General features: G+C 45.5%; 16 protein-coding genes. 8 read left to right on the top strand and 8 right to left on the bottom strand.

Translation table 11 applies throughout. The features are described 5' to 3' along the window. Positions 1-8 precede the first annotated feature (8 nt). Both BLV62_RS18060 and BLV62_RS18055 read left to right on the top strand, forming a co-directional pair. On the top strand, positions 9-761 hold the full coding sequence (locus tag BLV62_RS18060) for a hypothetical protein (protein ID WP_139170258.1): 753 nt from the start codon (positions 9-11) through the stop codon (positions 759-761). Further along, positions 761-1,420, top strand: coding sequence for a DUF2306 domain-containing protein (locus BLV62_RS18055; RefSeq protein WP_089763368.1), 660 nt, complete (start codon positions 761-763; stop codon positions 1,418-1,420). The genes BLV62_RS18060 and BLV62_RS18055 overlap by 1 nt, the downstream gene beginning before the upstream one ends. Here BLV62_RS18055 and BLV62_RS18050 read toward each other — a convergent pair. Beyond that, positions 1,410-2,534, bottom strand: coding sequence for a TPR end-of-group domain-containing protein (locus tag BLV62_RS18050; protein WP_089763367.1), 1,125 nt, complete (start codon positions 2,532-2,534; stop codon positions 1,410-1,412). The two genes, BLV62_RS18055 and BLV62_RS18050, sit on opposite strands and share 11 nt — an antisense overlap. Before the next feature lie 91 nt (positions 2,535-2,625). Continuing rightward, on the bottom strand, positions 2,626-2,925 hold the full coding sequence (locus tag BLV62_RS18045; RefSeq protein ID WP_089763366.1) for a YbaB/EbfC family nucleoid-associated protein: 300 nt from the start codon (positions 2,923-2,925) through the stop codon (positions 2,626-2,628). A 116-nt stretch (positions 2,926-3,041) separates the two neighbouring features. On the opposite strand from BLV62_RS18045, the gene BLV62_RS18040 reads away from it, so the two are divergent. The 3 genes from BLV62_RS18040 to BLV62_RS18030 are packed head-to-tail and all read left to right on the top strand — an operon-like array spanning position 3,042 to position 7,980. Beyond that, positions 3,042-4,277, top strand: coding sequence for an NAD(P)/FAD-dependent oxidoreductase (locus BLV62_RS18040; protein ID WP_089763365.1), 1,236 nt, complete (start codon positions 3,042-3,044; stop codon positions 4,275-4,277). Between the two features lie 5 nt (positions 4,278-4,282). Continuing rightward, the gene (locus tag BLV62_RS18035) at positions 4,283-5,365 is read left to right on the top strand and encodes a DUF2891 domain-containing protein (RefSeq protein WP_225889629.1); all 1,083 of its coding nucleotides are present in this window, start codon (positions 4,283-4,285) and stop codon (positions 5,363-5,365) included. 50 nt (positions 5,366-5,415) lie between these two features. Next, a complete protein-coding gene (locus BLV62_RS18030; protein WP_089763364.1) occupies positions 5,416-7,980 on the top strand; it encodes a DUF3857 domain-containing protein in 2,565 nt (854 codons plus the stop codon). Here the strand turns inward: BLV62_RS18030 and BLV62_RS18025 are convergent. From BLV62_RS18025 to BLV62_RS18015, 3 genes are all read right to left on the bottom strand, one after another. Further along, positions 7,977-9,167, bottom strand: coding sequence for an FtsX-like permease family protein (locus tag BLV62_RS18025; RefSeq protein WP_089763363.1), 1,191 nt, complete (start codon positions 9,165-9,167; stop codon positions 7,977-7,979). The genes BLV62_RS18030 and BLV62_RS18025 overlap by 4 nt on opposite strands. Positions 9,168-9,179: 12 nt before the next feature. Continuing rightward, entirely contained in the window at positions 9,180-9,830 is a 651-nt protein-coding gene (locus BLV62_RS18020) for an ATP-binding cassette domain-containing protein (protein WP_089763362.1), read from the bottom strand. Positions 9,831-9,920: 90 nt separating this feature from the next. Continuing rightward, positions 9,921-11,672 (bottom strand): DUF4836 family protein, encoded by a 1,752-nt coding sequence (locus BLV62_RS18015; protein ID WP_089763361.1) that lies wholly within the window; start codon positions 11,670-11,672, stop codon positions 9,921-9,923. A gap of 233 nt (positions 11,673-11,905) precedes the next feature. Here BLV62_RS18015 and BLV62_RS18010 point away from each other — a divergent pair, with 233 nt between their 5' ends. Continuing rightward, positions 11,906-12,172: a YciI family protein gene (locus BLV62_RS18010; RefSeq protein WP_258522436.1), complete on the top strand. Its 267-nt coding sequence runs from the start codon at positions 11,906-11,908 to the stop codon at positions 12,170-12,172. Between the two features lie 57 nt (positions 12,173-12,229). Here the strand turns inward: BLV62_RS18010 and BLV62_RS18005 are convergent, their stop codons facing one another. Together BLV62_RS18005 and msrB are read right to left on the bottom strand one after the other, a co-directional pair. Next, positions 12,230-13,246, bottom strand: coding sequence for an SRPBCC family protein (locus tag BLV62_RS18005; RefSeq protein ID WP_089763359.1), 1,017 nt, complete (start codon positions 13,244-13,246; stop codon positions 12,230-12,232). 88 nt (positions 13,247-13,334) lie between these two features. After that, entirely contained in the window at positions 13,335-13,832 is a 498-nt protein-coding gene (msrB, locus tag BLV62_RS18000; protein ID WP_089763358.1) for a peptide-methionine (R)-S-oxide reductase MsrB, read from the bottom strand. A gap of 332 nt (positions 13,833-14,164) precedes the next feature. On the opposite strand from msrB, the gene mutL reads away from it, so the two are divergent. Next, positions 14,165-16,069, top strand: coding sequence for a DNA mismatch repair endonuclease MutL (mutL, locus tag BLV62_RS17995; RefSeq protein WP_089763357.1), 1,905 nt, complete (start codon positions 14,165-14,167; stop codon positions 16,067-16,069). A gap of 20 nt (positions 16,070-16,089) precedes the next feature. Here the strand turns inward: mutL and BLV62_RS17990 are convergent, their stop codons facing one another. Then, the gene (locus BLV62_RS17990; protein ID WP_089763356.1) at positions 16,090-17,553 is read right to left on the bottom strand and encodes a gluconokinase; all 1,464 of its coding nucleotides are present in this window, start codon (positions 17,551-17,553) and stop codon (positions 16,090-16,092) included. A gap of 82 nt (positions 17,554-17,635) precedes the next feature. On the opposite strand from BLV62_RS17990, the gene BLV62_RS17985 reads away from it, so the two are divergent. Continuing rightward, complete coding sequence (locus tag BLV62_RS17985; RefSeq protein WP_089763355.1) at positions 17,636-19,375, top strand: GMC family oxidoreductase; 1,740 nt, start codon at positions 17,636-17,638, stop codon at positions 19,373-19,375.

Genomic DNA, 19,375 nt, shown 5'->3' with positions numbered 1-19,375 from the left:
TAATCCCTGTGAAGTCTTTTGTTTTACTCTCATTCGCCGTACTGTTCCTGTTTGCCTGTCATTCCGGTAAACCTGAAAACAATACCATTGCAGTTGCAGCTACCGACAGCAGCGCATTCAAGAACCTGATCAATGTCTATAAAGCCGATTTCGGAAACGGTGTCATATATATCAATCTTAACTTCTTCAACGGTAAAGACGTAGGCGGATATAATATCCACAATGGCCTGCGCAGGAACATACATGGCACCGCCAGAAAAGAAAACAATAACTGGATAGTTACCCTCGCCGAACCCGGCGATCATCCGCTGGATGGCGTTTTTACCCTTACTTTCGATGCCGGTTTCTCCCAATGCGACGGCAACTGGAAAGCAAATAACACCAGGTACGCCGAAAAGAATTTCAAACTGGAAAAAATTACTCCGTCTGAAGAAGAAGGATTTTTTAATGATCCGACATTCGACTTTGTATTTGTTGACTACAGCGCCAGCAAAAGCGAACTTCATTTCCAGAAAGATGGCTCCTGTGAGCTGAAGCTCTACAAACGTATCACGGATAGCACCTATGCCGACCAACTGATCACACTTAAAGGCTCTTATCAAAAAGAAAATGACAGTACTATACGGGTGACCTGGAAAGCGAATGACATCCTGCCTGAACAAAGCGATTTCGTGTTTGAATATAACGACCAGAAAGACGACAACTATCATTACCCCATCGGCATTCATGGTGAAGATTATCATTTCCTACCCGTATTCTAATGTTCAGAACAATTACCCGCAATATTGGCTGGATTATCCTGGCCCTGGTAATTCTCTACGGGTCGTGGTTGATGCTGCGGCTGACCATTCCTTACGCTGCCTTTGAGAGGTACACCGATTTCCTTCGTACCAAGCAACGGGTATATCACCTGGTGCACTGGCGCGCCAGTTTTTATGTTCATGTGTTTGTCAGCACAATAGTGCTGGTAGCGGGATTATTCCAGTTCTCCAAATGGCTGATGTTAAACAGACCGGCCATTCACAGAACCTTGGGAAAGATATACATCTTGGTTATCCTGTTTTTCAGCGCCCCGGCGGGATTGATAATGGGATTCTATGCAAATGGTGGAATCGTAGGACGGATAAGCTTTGTGCTTCTCTCTGTTCTCTGGTTTGCATTCACCTTACTGGGATGGATATACGCTAAAAAACGGCGGTGGGATCTGCATCTTACATGGATGATGCGAAGTTATGCGCTAACCTTGTCGGCGCTGACGCTGAGATTTTTTACGCTTATTATAGGAGTGATGCATTTCAACATCACTCCTTTTAAAGCCTATGTCATCGTTGCCTGGACCAGTTGGACGATCAACCTGCTCCTGGCAGAATTATTTTTTAAAAAGATATTGATCAAAAGAATGTTAGGCCCTACCGGATAGCCAGTTCCTGTGTTTTCGGCAAAATATGCCCGTCAGGCGAAATGTAAAACCGCTTCTTCCCTGCTTCAGTCCTGCTAAGTACCTTGTTATTCTCATATCCCTCTTTTTCAGGGTCTTTTTCCCATTGATTGGTATATTCAACTACATCAATATCGCCGTTTGCATTTAATGTAGCTACCCTGAAAGGATCTTTGAGGGTTTCCTGGCCTGCAATCATCATTTTATCAATCAACTTCCCGCTATTGGTATAGCTAACCAGGTAATAGTATGGCCTTGCCTCCTGCTCTTCATACACTTCTTCATTCACAGCATAGATCAATGACTTGAAAGTAGAATCATTTTTTACGAGTCCTACATAATAAAACTCGCTACCCACATCCCTGGTGAATTTATCTCTCTTCATCTCTGTTACATATACCTCGAATTCATAAGAAATGATCTGGTTGCGGTCCAGTTTCGATACATACTCCGTATCAATCCTGCATGGGAAATGAACGGGCTTGAACTGGTTGCTGAATAGCTGCCATTGAACTTTCTCAGGATCCGATACCCCTGACATGGCATTCATTATTTCACTGTGCAGATCGTACCTGTGATCTCTCAAAAACGCCAGGTCGGGATCTTTCAATACATTTTTAAGATTGCTGTACCCGAATTCAATTGCTGCCATCAGGTAATAATAAGACGAATCTGCATTTTCCGCCCTGGAATAGGCGCAGGCTTTATTGAAGAAGAGTTTAGACAGTGGTTTATAATCCAATGCTTCTGCAATAGTATATGCCCGGATAGCTTCTTTCTCTTTTTTAACATCCATTAACGCGTTGGCCAGTTCATAGTAAGTCCTGGCTTGCGGTGTAAGGATAGCCGATTTAACAAACAACTCAATGCCTTTTTGAGGTTTATGCGCATTCCGGTATTCGTCTATTGCTTTCAGGAACAGTTTATCGGCTTCTTTACTGTCTTTCGGCGATCTGGCTGCCTGTAAAACCAGGTCTTTATCGTAGATAGTCGCTTCGGTAAGAACAACTGTGCTGGTCTCCTCAGTTTTTGGTTTGAAGAACTGGCAACCGGAGATGAATAGAATGCAGGAGGCAAACAAAGGTAAAATTCGCATAATCTTATGATCTAAAACATAAAGATAATAATAAATATTACCGCCTCATCGTATAAAAAGGGCTGTCTCAAAAAGCAATTTCCCGGTGTTCTTATAACAAACCGCCCAGCATACCGCCTGCAGCATTCTTCATTTCCGCTTCCCAGGCATTTTCACCTTCTTTCAACGCCCTGTTTAAAGCGGTTAACAGCAGGTCTTCCAGTTCCTCTTTCTTATCAGGCGCCAAAAGATCTGCCGCAACGTCTATACTTTTTACCTGGCGATTGCCATCAACGGTTACTTTAACAGCGCCATTGCCTGCTTCCCCAGAAAGGGTTATACCAGCCAGTTTCTCTTTTCCTTCAGCTAACTTTTGTTTGATTTGTGATATCTTTCCAAATATATCGAACATAAATTCTTGATTTTAAAGATGGAAGGGCAAAGATAAGTTATTAGACAAGTTAGAGAAATTCTCTTTTATGCCTTTCCTGAAGTAACTTACTGTCCTAACGTTATCTTGACCATTAAATGGAAACAAAAGTTTGTATTATTGGCGCCGGCCCCGGCGGAACTACTGCCGCCCTGCAACTGGCACAGCTTGGAATCGAATGTATTATTGTAGATAAAGCCGTTTTTCCCAGGGATAAAGTCTGCGGCGACGGCCTTAGCGGAAAGGTTTTAACGCTGCTTGAAAGGATCGATCCGGAAATCGGGAAACGGTTGCAGCAAGCCATGTTTAAGACCGATAGCTGGGGCGTAACCTTTGTTGCTCCTAACCGTATCGGGATGGATATCCCCTACCGGCTTGGATATGAGAACAACAAAACCAACCCCCGGGGATTTGTATGCAAACGTATCGATTTCGATAACTTCCTGGTAGAAGAAGTAAAACGCCGGCCCGAGATCCGGTTGCTTGAAGGAGTGAATATCGATAAATACGAGCTTAAGGAAGATGGTTATTACCTCTCTGACAAGGAGAATAAGGTACAGATAAAAGCAAGTGTTGTTATTGTTGCCAATGGCGCCCATAGCGGGTTTACAAAAGACGTTGCCGGTATTAAAATGGAACCGCAGCATTATGTGGCTGGCATAAGGGCCTATTATAAAGGCGTTACAGGCATGCATCCTGATAACTTTATCGAATTGCATTTCCTGAAAAAAATGCTCCCCGGTTACATCTGGATCTTCCCTCTCCCAAATGGCGAAGCCAATGTTGGGGTAGGTTTGCTCAGTAACAACGCCCGCAATAGGAAGGTTAACCTGAAGCAGCTCATGCTGGATGTTATTGCAACAGATCCTGTCATGAAAGAACGCTTCAAAAACGCTGCGTTAACAGGCACGATCGACGGATACGGCCTTCCGTTGGGCAGCAAGAAAAGAAAACTGCATGGGGAAAGGTATATGCTCGTTGGAGATGCAGGATACCTGATAGATCCTTTTACCGGCGAAGGTATAGGCAACGCCCTTTACTCAGGCCGCATCGCCGCCCAGCAAGCTGCTGCTGCCATCGAAGCAAACGACTTCTCTGACGCTTTCTTTGAAAAATACGATCATGAAGTTTACCGCATCCTCGGCCCGGAGCTTCAACTCAGCACCAAGTTGCAGAAGCTTGTTAAATACCCGTGGTTATTCAACACGCTGATGAAAGTTGGTACACGCAACCAGCAGATCAGGGACCTGATGTCGTGCATGTTCCATGAGGTCGACCTCCGGAAAAAGCTTAGCCAGCCAATGTTCTATATCAAATTATTATTTAACAGATAACGCCAATGAACCGTTTTAAACGCTTTTTATTATTTAGTTTATTACTTCCGGTTACCATGCATGCACAACAATCTCCAACCACTTTAAACCTGGATATTGCCAATAAACTGGCTGCACTGCCATTAAAATGCCTGGAACTCGAATTTCCATATAAAACAGGAATTGTCTTTACCGACAGCTCTTTGCTGGGAGCGCCTAAGAACTATCACCCCGCCTTCTATGGCTGTTTCGACTGGCATAGCAGCGTTCACGGGCACTGGATGCTGGTGCGTCTTTTAAAGATCTATCCCAATCTTAACAGGGCAGAGGAGATCAGGGCAAAACTCGCACAACATCTTTCCGCCGAAAACATCAAAATAGAACAACAACTTTTTAAGAACGCGGACAACAAAAGCTTCGAGCGTATTTACGGCTGGAGCTGGCTGCTGCAACTGCAAAGCGAATTAAAAAGCTGGAACGACCCGCTGGGAAAATCACTCAGCGAAAACCTGCAACCGCTGGCTTCACAATTCTCGTCAGCTTATATCCAGTTCCTGGATAAACTGGTTTACCCTATCAGGGTTGGAGAACATACCAACCTGGCCTTTGGATTATGCCTGGCATGGGATTATGCACAGCAATGCAACGATGAAGCGCTGAAGAAAGCTATTCATGATGCGGCTATCCGGTTTTACAGTAAAGACAAAAATGCCCCTGTTACCTACGAACCGGGAGGCTATGATTTTCTTTCTCCAAGCCTGGAGGAAGCAGACCTGATGCGCAGGGTGCTTCCGGCTGCCGAATACCGCCAGTGGCTCTACCAGTTCTTACCCGGCCTGTTCGAAAAAGATATTAAGATCTTTAACGTGGCAACAGTTAAAGACAGAACCGACGGCAAACTTGTACACCTGGACGGTTTGAACTTAAGCAGAACATGGTGCCTGGAAGGAATCGCAAAAGCCGCCGGCAAAAACCAGGAAGCAATACTGGCCTTAGCTCATAAACACAGGGAAGCCGGTCTGCAACAGATCTTCAGCGGCAGCTACGCCGGCGAACACTGGCTGGCTTCCTTCGCCGTATATATGTTAACTGTAGAAAAACAACCTTAATTTAGAGTTCTGCTCTCCCGGCTCAACCGGGAGAGTATAACTTATGTAATATGTATCGCCCTATCACCATAGTGACATTGAGAACAATATTTTTAATGCTCCTGGCATTCATATCGTTCCCTGTCAGCGCACAAAAAGTAAATATCGGCCCCGCCCCCAACTGGCTGGTTGAATATAAACCAGACCTCTCCAAGAAACCTAATATCAAAAATATTAGCGACGGCTATTATTTGCTATTGCTGGAAGAACAAAGAGATGAAGAGAAGCACGCTACCTATTATCATTACATCAGGCAGATCGTTTCAGAAACAGGCATACAAAATGGTTCGGAAATCTCCGTAGACTACGACCCACAGTACGAAAAACTCGTATTTCACAGTATCCTCATCCATAGAGACGGCCAGGTTATCAATCGCCTCGCCTCATCTTCCTTCAAACAGCTCCAGAAAGAACAGGACCTCTCCAGGTTTATATATAGCGGCATCTATACTGCCTATTCCATTTTAGAAGACATCAGGAAAGGAGACCAGATAGAGTATTCCTATTCCATAATTGGCGATAACCCCATCTTCAATGGCAAAACAGACCATCGTATCTATTTCGTTGCCTATGAACCTATCCTAAACTATTACAAGAACCTGATCATCCCCGCCGGCAGGAATATCAGCTTCAAAAAATTCAACAAGGCCAGCGACCCCGTAAAGAGAATGATCAACAACCGCACAGTATACGAATGGAACAGTGTAAGCATAAGAGAACCGGAGAATTACAGCTATCTGCCATCCTGGTACAATTCCTATAATTATATACAGGTCAGCGAATATCAAAACTGGCAGGAGGTTGCCAGGTGGGCAGAAAAAGTGAACAGCAATTATACGCCCGGCCCCCTGTTGCTGCAAAAGATCAGTACACTTAAACAAGCCGCTAAAGGAGATACGGCAAAATATCTCCTGCAAGCACTCCGCTTTGTACAAGATGATATCAGGTATATGGGGATAGAAATGGGTGAATATTCTCACAAACCAAATTCCCCGGATAAAGTGCTCACTCAGCGCTTCGGCGATTGTAAAGACAAAGCCCTGCTGCTTTGCACCATGTTAAGGCACTATGGTATTAACGCGAGAATAGCCTATGTAAACACCGAAGCAAAAGGAAAGGTAAAAGAAATGTTGCCCGGGCCCGGCGCTTTTAACCATGTTATTGTACAGGTGAATTTCCGGAACAAGGTATATTGGCTGGATGGCACTGTCAGTTTGCAGCGCGGGTCCCTGGACGATCTGTGTGAACCAGACTTCCAGGTGGCCCTGGTAGCTTCCGATACCACTACCCGGCTAACTCCTATTGTTATTACCAATCGCGGAAGTGTTAATATTAAAGAGACTTTCACGCTGCCTGATCAACAGTATAAAGAGGGCCACCTCGCTGTAGTTACAGATTTCAACAAACAAAACGCCGACGATCAACGCGCAGAACTGGCCGGCGTCAGTGTAGAAAGTAAAGACGAATCTTTCCTGAACTATTACCAGAAATTATACGGAGATGTGAAGATCAAGGATTCTCTTACTATCCAGGATACCGTAGGACAAAAGAATACGCTGCGCATCACCGAAAGCTATACTATCAACAACCCATGGAAGCGCGACAGTACAACAGGAAAACTACTGTTCACTGTTACCGCTCAATCGTTCTACGATATATTATCGAACATCTCCAGGGCAGACCGCCAGGTGCCGGTAACACTTCGCTTTCCGTACACCCTTAACTACAAGATAGTTGTAAATACGCCCATCGACTGGACGATCGATGAGTCGCCGGTTCATATCCAAACCGATTATTACGTCTTCGATTATACGATAGAAAAGAACAAACAGCAGTTCACGCTTAACTATCATTACGAAACATTAAGCGATCATATTCCCCTTGCATTTATTCCTACTTATTTTGGAGACCTGAAACGAATGAAGGAGCTCAGTTCTATGGATCTTTCCTGGAACCCGCTGCTGTCGGGAAGTACAGGCAACAGTGGAAAGCCGAACTGGTTGGCGATAGTACTTGCTTTGTTCTTCCTTGGCGCATTCACCTGTGGAGCTATGCTATACTACCAGCGTTCGGTTATGCCGGCGCATCAACCTGCAGAGCCGGTGCAGATTGGAGGCGGACTTGCGCTGCTGGCAATAGGGTTAGTATTTTCACCACTGATGGAGATCAGCCAGTTTTTCAAACTTCCGGCATTCAGCTACGACAGATGGGTAAATATCCAGGCTTTGAATACGGGTATCAATATCACGCTTCTGCAATTGTTCCTCATCCTGGAAATGATGGTGCATGCCTTTTTACTGGCAGGAAGCATACTGCTGGCAGTACTGTTCTTCAACCGCCGCGATACATTCCCTTTTACGCTGGCAACCTATTATTTTATCACCGCTATTTTCATTTTCGTGGATAACAAGCTGGCCGCATATCTTTTTAAACCAACGGAGGTCAATGCGCTTAGCACGTATTATATCCTTATCCCGCTGGTTAAAATGGCAATATGGATACCATATATCCGCTTGTCGGAAAGAGGCAGGTCTACCTTTGTTATACCCTACCGGCGACCGGATAACAACGGCTAGTTGTTTACATATTTCTTTACGGTGAGCCAGTTAACCAGGTATACCAGCAGCATGATCAGCACTATTGCCGCAAATACGCCAACTCCCGGCCAGGGGTCTACCAGCATCTGGTGCCTGGATAATGCGATGGAGGCTGCATACTGGCAGGCTGCTACCAACACCAATGATACTATACCTATTATTACATAAAGAGGAACGAATTGCTTCAGCAGGTAGCGTTGCAGTTGTTGGGGCGCCGCTCCCAGCGTTACCAGCAATTGTATCTCTTCTTTTGAACCAGCTATCACCAACTGTATAAACATGCTGAAAACCAGCAGGGCAAAGAAAAGCAGCACAAGTCCGAAAAATCCAACCACGGATACAATGGTTTGAACGATCACCCTGGTTTTGCTGAATTTCAGTTTATCCAGGTTTGTCGTATAGCCATTATCGTTTAAAAACTTAACCAGCTTAGGGTTAGATGGATCGGGGGTTTTCACGATCACCCTTGTGGTGCCGGCCGCCTGTCCTGCGCCATACTTCTGATTAGCCCAGTTCATAAAACTGGCCGGTACCAGGAAGGAAGATATGCGGTCAGAAAACCCGACGATACGGCCAATATAGGAATCGGAACGCCCGTTGCCTGAAATATTTACCTGCAGTGGCAGCGCTTTCACTGTTTCCTGTGAGATCTGCGGGAGGTCCTGGCTCAGGGAAAAGCCGAAGTTGTAGAGGTTAAGGAAGTCGTTAGGCAAGATGATCGGTATAGTATTGTTTCCCGGTTCCCATTTCCAGTCCTCGCTCTTCACATCCAAAAAACTATCCGGCACCGCTTCAAAGAACATATCGGTAGCAAAATGCAGGTCGCCGGGCGCCTGGGCCACTACTTTAAACTGGCTGGGAGTTACTACGCCAAAAGACTGAACAAACGGTTGTTTGCTGATCTGTTCAATCTCTTCTTTGGAAAAAGCGCTCTTATTGGCCTGCCCCATCATTGCGTTGGTGATCTGTTTATTGATCACCAGGAAATCGGCTGTTTCGTTCTGATTCTGTGCACCATACAACAGCTGGTTAAAATCTGTGTACGTCTGTATAGCTACCAGGATCAATACCATCGCGATTCCCAGCCCAATTGCAGCCATAACAAACCGGGACCTGGCAACGCCTGTTTTGATTATCTTTCTGAGTAAACGAAAAAACTCTCGCATGCTACAATTTCATTAAAGTTGAAGTTTTACATCATAGGCAAAATGCTGATCATCGTCCAGGTCGGTCAATATAAAACCGGCTTGCCGGGACTTGCATTCTTCGGCTATCAGTTCGGCAGCCAGGCGGGCGTTTTCTGCATCCAGGTGGCTGAACGGTTCGTCCATTAACAGCCATTTGAAAGGCTGTGACAGTGCGCGGATAATAGCGATCCTTTGTCTTTCCCCATACGAGAGGGTTTTGCCGGATTGCTGCAAAACATGCGTAACATTCAGCCTTGCCGCCATTTCCTTCACTTTATCGGCGGAGCAGTATGGCTGCGGTATCATAACCCTTTTCAGTTCTATATTCTCGCTGGCCGACAGTTGCCCGAATAACCTCAAATCCTGGAATATGATGCTGATGTGCTGCTGGCGGATACCGGCTATTTCATTCTTTGAATGATCCGGCCACGGTTTGTTATCAACACGTATCTGTCCTGTATAATCGAAGCGGATGTTATAGAGATAATGGATCAAAGTAGTTTTCCCGGAGCCGGATGGAGCTTTGATTTTCACAAATGTGCCGGGCCTGAAAGTAACTTCTTCATTCCAGATATCCGATTTCCTTTGCGATAATTTATCCCGCAGTGGAATTGGCATTAACTGACTGAGTTGGATCTCCATATGCACAAAAAAATTACGAATTACAGTGTTGTAAAGTAATCTTTTTCAACAACACTATAATTCGTAATTATTATTGGTAAGAAACTATGATTATTGAGCTGTCTGAACTGAGTCAGTAGGCTCAGCAGCTACGGCAGAATCAACCGCCTGGTTTGCTTTATCTTGTTTTGCTTTTATTACCTTGGCCGCTTCTGTGCTGAAATTAACTATCTGAACAAGGCTATTTTGCTCTTTATTCTTGAAGTTAACGATCAATTCACCATGCTGCCTGTCGTTGCCGCTCATTTTATTGCTGAAATAAGCATCCTGGAACAGTACTTTAATTTTAGCCAGCAGCGGTTTTGTATCGCTGTCCAGTTCCGAATCCGGAATGCTGCCGATGATTTTTTCCAGGTTTACGTACCCGCTCATCATGTTGCCTTTCAGTTTACCTTCTACGCCTTCCGGTAATTTAATGTTTCCGTTGCCGGCCAGGTAAGCTTGCAGCAGGGCGCTGTCTGAACCCAGGGTAATGTATTTGTCGGTGATGGATACCGGCGGAACGGTAGCAGCCATCATTGGATTAGTGATCACGTAGTGATCGCCTTCTTTGGTGAATGTCTGCTTCATCATAGGAGAAGCCATAATCTTCTCGAAGGCTTCTTTTTTACCTACTTTAATAGTGAAGATCCATTTAGCAGATGGCTTTTCGGAGAAGTTGCCCGGCATGTTCTGTGATTCCTGTTTAGTAACAGCGAAATCAGAAGCCACATAAGCCAATTGGCCTTCGAAAGCATCCAGGATATCGTCGAGGGTTACGCCGGATTGTGCAAGACCCATGTTTGCCATACCGTCAAGGCTCATCAGTTTAATGATGTCTCCCAGCATGTGGAAATCGAAAGCATAAGCTATAACGGCGGATACATTATCGCCAGGATATTTTTTCACCAGGCTGTAGTCGATCTCTTTGCTGCCGTATTTTTTGAAGATCTCTTTCAGCTCCTTACCCAGGTAACTGTCTCCTTCCATTACAACCTTACCGTTTTCGAAATTGATGGTAGCTACATAGTAGGTTCCTTCTATCAGTTTCTTTACGTTAACCGGTACCATGGCCATTGTCTGGCTGTTGTAGAACACTTCAGGATTTGCGTAGATGCCTGCATCGGCGTTTTCTTTCAGCAGTTTGTTGAATGGCTCAACAGAGGCGGCTGATTCTTCTTTTTTCAGGTGGAAGAGGCGATCCAGTTCAGCGACCCATGGCCCTTCAGCATCGGTTTGCGTTAAGGCAGCAGGGGTTGCAACAGCAGAATCAACTGCTTCTTCATCTGGCGCCGGAATGCCGGGTTGACCAGGGGCATATTTCTTTAATTTGTCGGTATCTATGCCTTTGATAAGGATCAGGGTGGATTTTGTCCAGCCGACGATGCATTGATCATCAGCTTTCCAGTAATATTTGAAATCATTTTTTGTCTGGATATTGGCAGCATTGTCTTCTTTTTTCACGAAGGCTTCAAATTTAGCTGCATCTTTCAGACTGGCGGTTACGCTTACGTATTGATCAAGACCTTGAGGGGCAACTACTGACAGGAAAAAGTGGCTTTGCATGTCCACACCTGAATTTTCGGCGTCTTTCCAGGCTTTAGCGACGTCGCTGGTATCTTTTGATTGTACAGCTTCAAACAACTTGTCCATGGTTATACCATTGGTAACCAGCTTGGTGGTCAGTTGTTTAGCATTGAGTTCAAGTACTATCCCTGCAGTTTTAGGGATAAATCTACTCTCTTCCGGGGCTTTAGAACAGGCAGATAAAATAACCGCTGCAGACAGAGCGGTTAACAAAACTTTGGAAATTGATTTCATCATACAGAATTAAATTATTGATTAGAATCGGTACTTCTACCCATTCGACACTCCCACTATCGTGGTATTTCAATCGTGCAAAAGTACGTATATTTTTGTAGCTTATATGTCCCGTATTTTTTTCCCGATGCCATAATACAATATTTCGGTACTATTTATGTTTATACCTTAAAGACTATTACTATCGCTATGAAACTAACAACTAAAACCATAGAAAAACCATTATGTTCCTGATCATGCTACAGTATATACGGCCAGTAGCGGCTGTAGAGCACTATATGGAGGCGCATACCGCCTTTTTGCAGAAGCACTTCGAGAGCGGCCGATTTATCTTATCAGGTCGAAGAAAGCCTAAATCCGGTTCTGTCATCCTTTGTAATGCTTCCAGCAGGAAAGAAGTAGAAGAGATTATGAGTGAAGATCCGTTGGAAAAATATCAATTGGCGATGTACGAGATCATTGAGTTTGAACCAACGAGGTACCCGGTCAAATCTGAAAAATAAGCACTCTACTGTATTTCCAGGCCAACTAACTATTTCTACCACTGTTTTTTCCCGCTGCTAATTCATAAAATAGATCACTTTAGTAAGCCATTTGCTGCTATCCTTTTCTTTTTGGGGGTCTGTCACATACATTTCTATTGCAGGAGGCACTATTTTTCTGTTTTTATCTTTGATGAAGTTGCGCACGGCTACATGTGCGTTCGCTATTTTCGTGTATGGACCGTAGTAATCGGCATATGCAGCCCTGGCTGAAGGGAGTGTAATTATTTCGAATCCTCCTGCCGCTTTGCTTCCTTCAGGCACAGGTATGGCCGAAGCCATATCCGTTTTCCTGCCGGCGGTATCCCACGAAAAAAACAGGCTGCAAGGCACGCCCGGTTGCAGTTTTGCCGCCTGAGCCCGCTGGCTTAAAGTTTCCATGCTCTTCCTGTAATAGTCGGTTATCCTACTTAAAGGGACTGTTTTTCTTATGGCAGCATAGGTAGTAGCAGGATAATCCATTTCTTTTACAGATACGTCTACTCCGTCTGGCGTCCCGGGCCCTTTCGCTTCTGCTTCCGCCATGCTTTTGAGGTTATTCAGCCCCTGGTCGAAATCCTTTTCCAGCGCTCCTTTCATAAAAAGGATCAGGATATTGTACGGGCGGTCGTAATGGGTTGTAAAAGCCCAGACAACTTTTGTTTTGCCTGCTGCTTCCGACAAACGAAAAGACACGTCAGATTCCGCAGCAACCGGCTTGATGAAAGTCAGTTTCTGTACAATTGATTGATATGGAATTAGTTCCAGGTGCTGAAGTTTTCCGTCTCCTATTTTTTTACCGTGCCAGTTATCAACTGCGCCTACAGTGCCATCATCCCCGTTAATGGTGAATTCCGCCGAGGGATCCATTTGCTTCCAGGTGTTCCATTTATTGAACTTCTCGAACTTAACGATATCATTCCATACAATGGTTGCGGGGGCATCGATCTCCGTGGTACGCTCCACATGCAGGTTGGTTGGCGCAGCTAAAATCAATACTATAACTATGAAGAGAACTATTCCTATTATCCAGGCAAGCGTTTTTAATACTTTCATGACTGTGGGGCATTATGATAATAAATTTACGCTTTTTATTGGTCAAACCCTCACAGTGTGTTGGCAATCAGTCGGCAAATCAGGTTGGCTATTGCATGTCCTTTTCTTGATTTTCGTTGTTTTTTTGCTGGTATTGCTGATCCTTGTCTTTGGCAGCTTCAAAGTCCATGATTACTGAGTTGATACAATACCGTAATCCTGTTGGCGGCGGTCCGTCATCAAATACGTGGCCCAAATGTGCATTACATCTTCCGCAAAGCACTTCTGTACGGTGCATTCCGTGGCTGTTGTCCGGGGCATAGATCACACTTGATTTGTGTAAAGGCTGAAAGAAGCTTGGCCAGCCGCAACTGCTCTCGAATTTAGTGTCTGACTCAAATAATGGATTCCCGCAAGCAGCGCAATAATAGGTTCCCTTTTCCTTGTTGTTCCAATATTTTCCTGTGAACGCCCATTCTGTACCTTTCTCTCTTGCAATGTGATAAACCTCTTTGGGAAGCAATTTTTTCCACTCCTCGTCCGACAACCTCACTTTGTTGGCATCTGTTCGGGAGTATATATCTCCCTTCTTTTTTTCATCTTCCATTGAATTTTGTTTTCACCGATTTTTCATGGTAATAAAGTTGGTATCTGTTTCTATATCTGTCATGACAGTCAAAATTATCGGATTCGGTTCCTACATATGGATAATTTTGATTCGTTAACTTCTAATTAACACTATCGTTGTATTATTTCGTTGGCCAGGTGTATCTTTTTTCACATATTTAAAATACGTATGAATATGCTTCACGGATTGTTATTTACTGCAAATCAGGGACGTAATTAACAAAACACGTTGATTTTTTGTTTAAAACTCCCTGATAATCATCAGCGAGCAACTGCATATAAATTGTTAACTTTACCGCAAAAGGCTAATAAGTGGCGGATATCATCAATTTATTACCAGATAACATAGCGAACCAGATAGCTGCAGGTGAAGTAATCCAAAGGCCTGCGTCGGCAGTGAAAGAATTACTGGAAAATGCGGTAGATGCCGGTGCAACCGAAATTCAACTGATTATTAAAGATGCCGGTAAAGAACTTGTACAGGTAATCGATAATGGGGGCGGAATGAGCGAAACAGATGCAAGAATGTGTTTTGAACGCCATGCTACCTCCAAAATAAAATCTATAGAAGATCTGTTCCAGATCACCACAATGGGTTTCAGAGGCGAAGCACTCGCCTCTATTGCTGCCGTTTCCCAGGTAGAACTGAAAACCCGCAAAAAAGGAACCGATATCGGCACCTACGTGGAAATCGACAACAGCTTCGTAAAAAAGCAGGAACCCTGCCAAACTGCCGAAGGCACCAGTATCGCCATGAAGAACCTGTTCTTCAACGTACCCGCCAGACGCAACTTCCTCAAAAGCAATACCGCCGAAATGAGGCATATCGTGGATGAATTCATCCGCGTGGCAATGGCATTCCCTCAACTCCAGTTTTCACTGACCAGCAACAACCAACAGATCTTCTACCTCGAAAAAGGTTCCCTCAAACAAAGGATCGTTGCCATCCTGGGCCAGCATTATAACGCCAAACTGGTAAGCGTAAAGGAAACTACCGACTACATGAACGTTTACGGATTCGTTGGTAAACCCGAAACAGCCAAAAAAACCAGGGGCGATCAATTCTTCTTCGTCAATAACCGTTTCATCAAGAGCTCCTATCTGAACCATGCTGTCATGAACGCATTCGCCGACATCATCCCAACAGATAGTTTCCCGCTCTATGTACTGTTTATCGACGTAAACCCGGAACATGTCGACATCAACGTTCATCCTACCAAACAAGAGATCAAGTTCGATGACGAAAAACTGATGTACGCCTTTATCCAATCTGCCGTTAAACACTCACTGGCTCAATTCAGCGTTACCGCAACCCTGGATTTTGACCTGGACCCCAACATCCAGGCCCTCGACGCCGTAAGCAAACCATTTACAGCCGAACAACAAAGAGAATCTACCAACAGCCCGCTATATAAATCGTTCACCCAGGCCAACCAGGCCCACATGATCGATAAAAGCAGCAGCAGCAGTAACCTGAAACACTGGAAAGACCTCTACGAGAGCGCCTCCTCCAACAACGAAAGTTATGTTACCATCTCTCCTGTCATCCCCGACGATGACGACGACGAAGACGATAACACCCAAACAACCCAGCCGCAGGCCACTGCCTCTGTAATTGATGAACGCTGGCAAGATACCGCCAACGATCAGAAAGTACCCGTACAGGTACATCAACAATATATTCTTTCCCAGATCAAATCAGGCTTCATCCTGATAGATCAACAGGCCGCTCACGAAAGGATCCTGTATGAACGCTATCAACGCGCCCTCCAGGAAATGCCTATTTCAACCCAGCAAAGCCTGTTCCCTCAAACCTTGCAGTTACCGCCCGCAGATGCAGCCATCATCAACGAAATGCTGCCAGACCTGCAAACGCTCGGGTACGACCTGGAACCTTTCGGCAACAACACGTTTGTTGTAAGAGGCACCCCGGCCGATATCCGCAACGGCAACGACCAGGCTACCATAGAAAACCTCCTGGAACAGTTCAAGCACTTCAGCGCTGAACTGAAAGTAAACCGCCGCGAACAACTGATAAGGTCAATGGCCCGCAACAACGCTATCCCCGCCGGCAAGATCCTCTCCGCCCGCGAGATGCAAAATATTATAGATGAACTCTTTGCCTGCAGCATGCCTAACGTAGCGCCAGGAGGTAAATTCACTTTTATCTCCTTCAAGCTGACAGACCTGGCAAGGATGTTTGAAAGAGGAAACTAATAACGCAAAGCCCTGGTTAATCAGGGCTTTGTTTTTATTAACTCATACAATTGCTTATATCTCCTGAAATTTTCCCGGTATAACTCCTTATGCTTCAGATCAGGATAATAAACTTTTAACGGTTCCTGTACCTCCCAATGTCCTGTCTCCCATCCTAATACCTTCGCCGCCAGCAATATAGCTCCTTCTGCAGATGCATCGCCCGATTGAAGACAATACATTTCCTGTTCAAATATATTCGCCAGCAGCTGGATCCAACCAGGCGTACTGGTAAATCCTCCGCTCACAGATACTTTATTAACCGGCCCAATGGTCTCTGTCAACGCTTCCCTGATGCTCAACAAAGCAAAGCAAATTCCTTCTATTGCCGCCCTTATAAAATGCCTGTTATCATGGTATTGACGGATGCCTATAAATGAGGCAGATGCACTGCTGTCCCAGATAGGCGCCCTTTCTCCAAATAAATAGGGCAGGCAGATAAGATGGTCCGGCTCCGTTTCCAGGGCCGCCTGCACCAATTCCCCCAGCTGCTGAACAGGCAGGCGGAATAACTGCTCAACCATCCATTGTATCACCACTCCTCCATTGTTTGTGGCTCCCCCACTGATGTACACATCATCTGTCAGCAGGTAAGTGAACAGTCTTTGCCGCTCATCTACCTTCGCCGAACTTCCTGCCATCCGCATAGCCCCGCTGGTGCCTATGGTCAGCGTAGCATGCCCCGGGTCCATCGCCCGGCTTCCCAGTTGAGCCAGGCAACCATCGCTTCCACCGATAATAATTGGAGTAGCAGCCGGGATACCCAGTTCCACGGCTCTTTCAGGCAAAATACCGGGGAACAGGTGATCTGCGCTTACAGGCCTGGGCAACTGCCCGGCCTTTACCCCGGCCATTTTCAAGGCCGTTTCGTTCCATTTAAGGGCATGAATGTCAAACATCCCCGTTGCCGAGGCAATAGAGTGATCAACATAGTATTCGCCTAAAAGATGGTACAGTATATATTCCTTAATCCCCGGGAACATGGCCGACCGGCTAAAAATACCCGGTTGTTCTTCCTTCAGCCAGCAAAGCTTAGGCAGTGGCGACATGGCATGGATCGGCGTACCTGTTTGCCGGTAGATCTGGCTGCCCTCCGGCGACGCTTTGATCCTGTCGGCACAGGACTCGCTCCTGTTGTCGGCCCAGATGATCAGGGGAGTTAAAGGCTTCCCACCGGCGTCTAAAGCCATAATGCTGTGCATTGCGCTGCTGAACGAAATAGCCGCTGGCGGCCCTTCCATCTCTTCAACCGCCCGGCTGATGCCCTGCTTTACCGCCGCCAGGATCAGGTCCGGGTCCTGCTCACTATACCCGGGCAATGGTTGTTCTATGGGATAAGATTGCTGAAATACCATTTTTGTAACACCGTCTGTTCGGCGCACAATCGATTTTGTACTGCTGGTCCCAATATCCAGACCAATAATATAGTCCTTATTTACACTCATATAAAAAACCTTCCCATTTTCACATTTAATTTATAGATTTAAAACTGGTGTTGTTACTAAATGTCAAAAAATTTCCACGCACATGGCTTTCGAAATCAAAAAACAGGGAAAGGCTTATGATGTTTGTATTGTTGGTTCCGGCGCCGGTGGCGGCATGGCCGCGAAAATACTTTCAGAAGCAGGCTTGAAAGTAGCTTTACTGGAGGCAGGACCAAAGTATGATCCGGCAGATCCTGAGCAGGCCACTCAACTGAAGTGGTCTTACGATTCGCCCAGAAGAGGCGCTAGCAGTACCCGTCCATTCGGCGACTTTGACGCCGCCTATGGTGGATGGCAGATAGATGGAGAGCCATATACAAAGAAAAATGGTACGCAATTCGACTGGTTCCGTTCCCGCATGCTGGGCGGCAGAACTAATCACTGGGGACGCATTTCTCTTCGTTTTGGCCCCAGGGACTTTAAACACAAAAGTTACGACGGACTCGGAGACGACTGGCCTATCAGCTATGAAGAAGTAGCGCCGTTCTACGATCGCGTGGACAAAATGATCGGCGTTTTCGGTACTAAAGAGAACCTGCCGAATGAACCGGACGGATTCTTTCTTCCTCCTCCGAAACCGAGAATGCATGAGTTGATGATCAAAAAGGCAGGCGATAAACTGAACATCCCTGTTATTCCTTCCCGTCTTTCTATCCTTACACGGAGTGTGAACAAAGACAGAAGCCCATGCTTTTATTGCAGCCAATGCAACCGCGGTTGTACCGTGTATGGCGACTTCTCTTCTTCCTCCGTACTGGTTAAACCTGCCATGAAAAGCGGGCATGTCGACCTTTACGACAATGCAATGGTAAGAGAAGTATTGACAGACGATACGGGTAAAGCAACAGGCGTCGCATATATAGACAAAACAGACCTTCAGGAATATTCGGTAAATGCCCGGGTAGTTGTGCTGGCAGCCAGCGCGTGTGAATCTGCCAGGTTGCTGCTCAATTCAAAATCAGCCAAACACCCGAATGGATTAGCTAATTCCAGCGGGGTTGTTGGTAAATACCTGCATGATTCTACAGGATCATCGAGAGGCGGGTTTCTGCCTATGCTCATGGACCGCAAACGCTATAATGAAGATGGCGTAGGCGGGATGCACGTTTACATCCCATGGTGGCTCGACAATAAAAAACTGGATTTTGCCCGCGGGTATCATATTGAACTGGGCGGCGGTATGCATATGCCAACCTATGGTTATGGTTTTGGCATTCATACCCTGAATGGCAGAATTCCCGGTAAAGATGGTAAAACCAAACCAGCCGGCGGATATGGCGCTTCCCTGAAAGACGATTACCGTCGTTTCTATGGCGCCTATATCGGGTTTGCAGGAAGAGGCGAATGCATAGCCAGGGAAGATAATTATTGCGAGATAGACCCTAACGTGGTAGACAAGTTCGGTATCCCGGTATTAAGATTCAATTATACCTGGAGCGAGCATGAGATCAAACAGGCAAAACACATGCAGGATACCTTCGAAGAACTGATCCATGCAATGGGCGGTATTCCTTTGGGTACAAAAGCAGGCCCTGAAACCAATTACGGCCTGGAAAACCCGGGACGTATCATCCACGAAGTAGGAACAACAAGAATGGGAGATGATCCTAAAACTTCTGTACTGAATAAATATAACCAGGCGCATGAAGTGAAGAATCTCTTTGTAGTGGATGGAGGAGCATTTGTTTCGCAGGCGGATAAAAATCCTACCTGGACCATTCTTGCCCTTTCAATGAGAGCATCTGAGTATATTATAGATCAGTTGAAAAAACAGAATATCTAA

The organism is Chitinophaga terrae (ex Kim and Jung 2007), from assembly GCF_900107795.1.
GTDB lineage: Bacteria > Bacteroidota > Bacteroidia > Chitinophagales > Chitinophagaceae > Chitinophaga > Chitinophaga terrae.
Note: the sequence above shows the minus strand (reverse complement) of the source record. Positions and strands in the feature narration are given on the sequence as shown.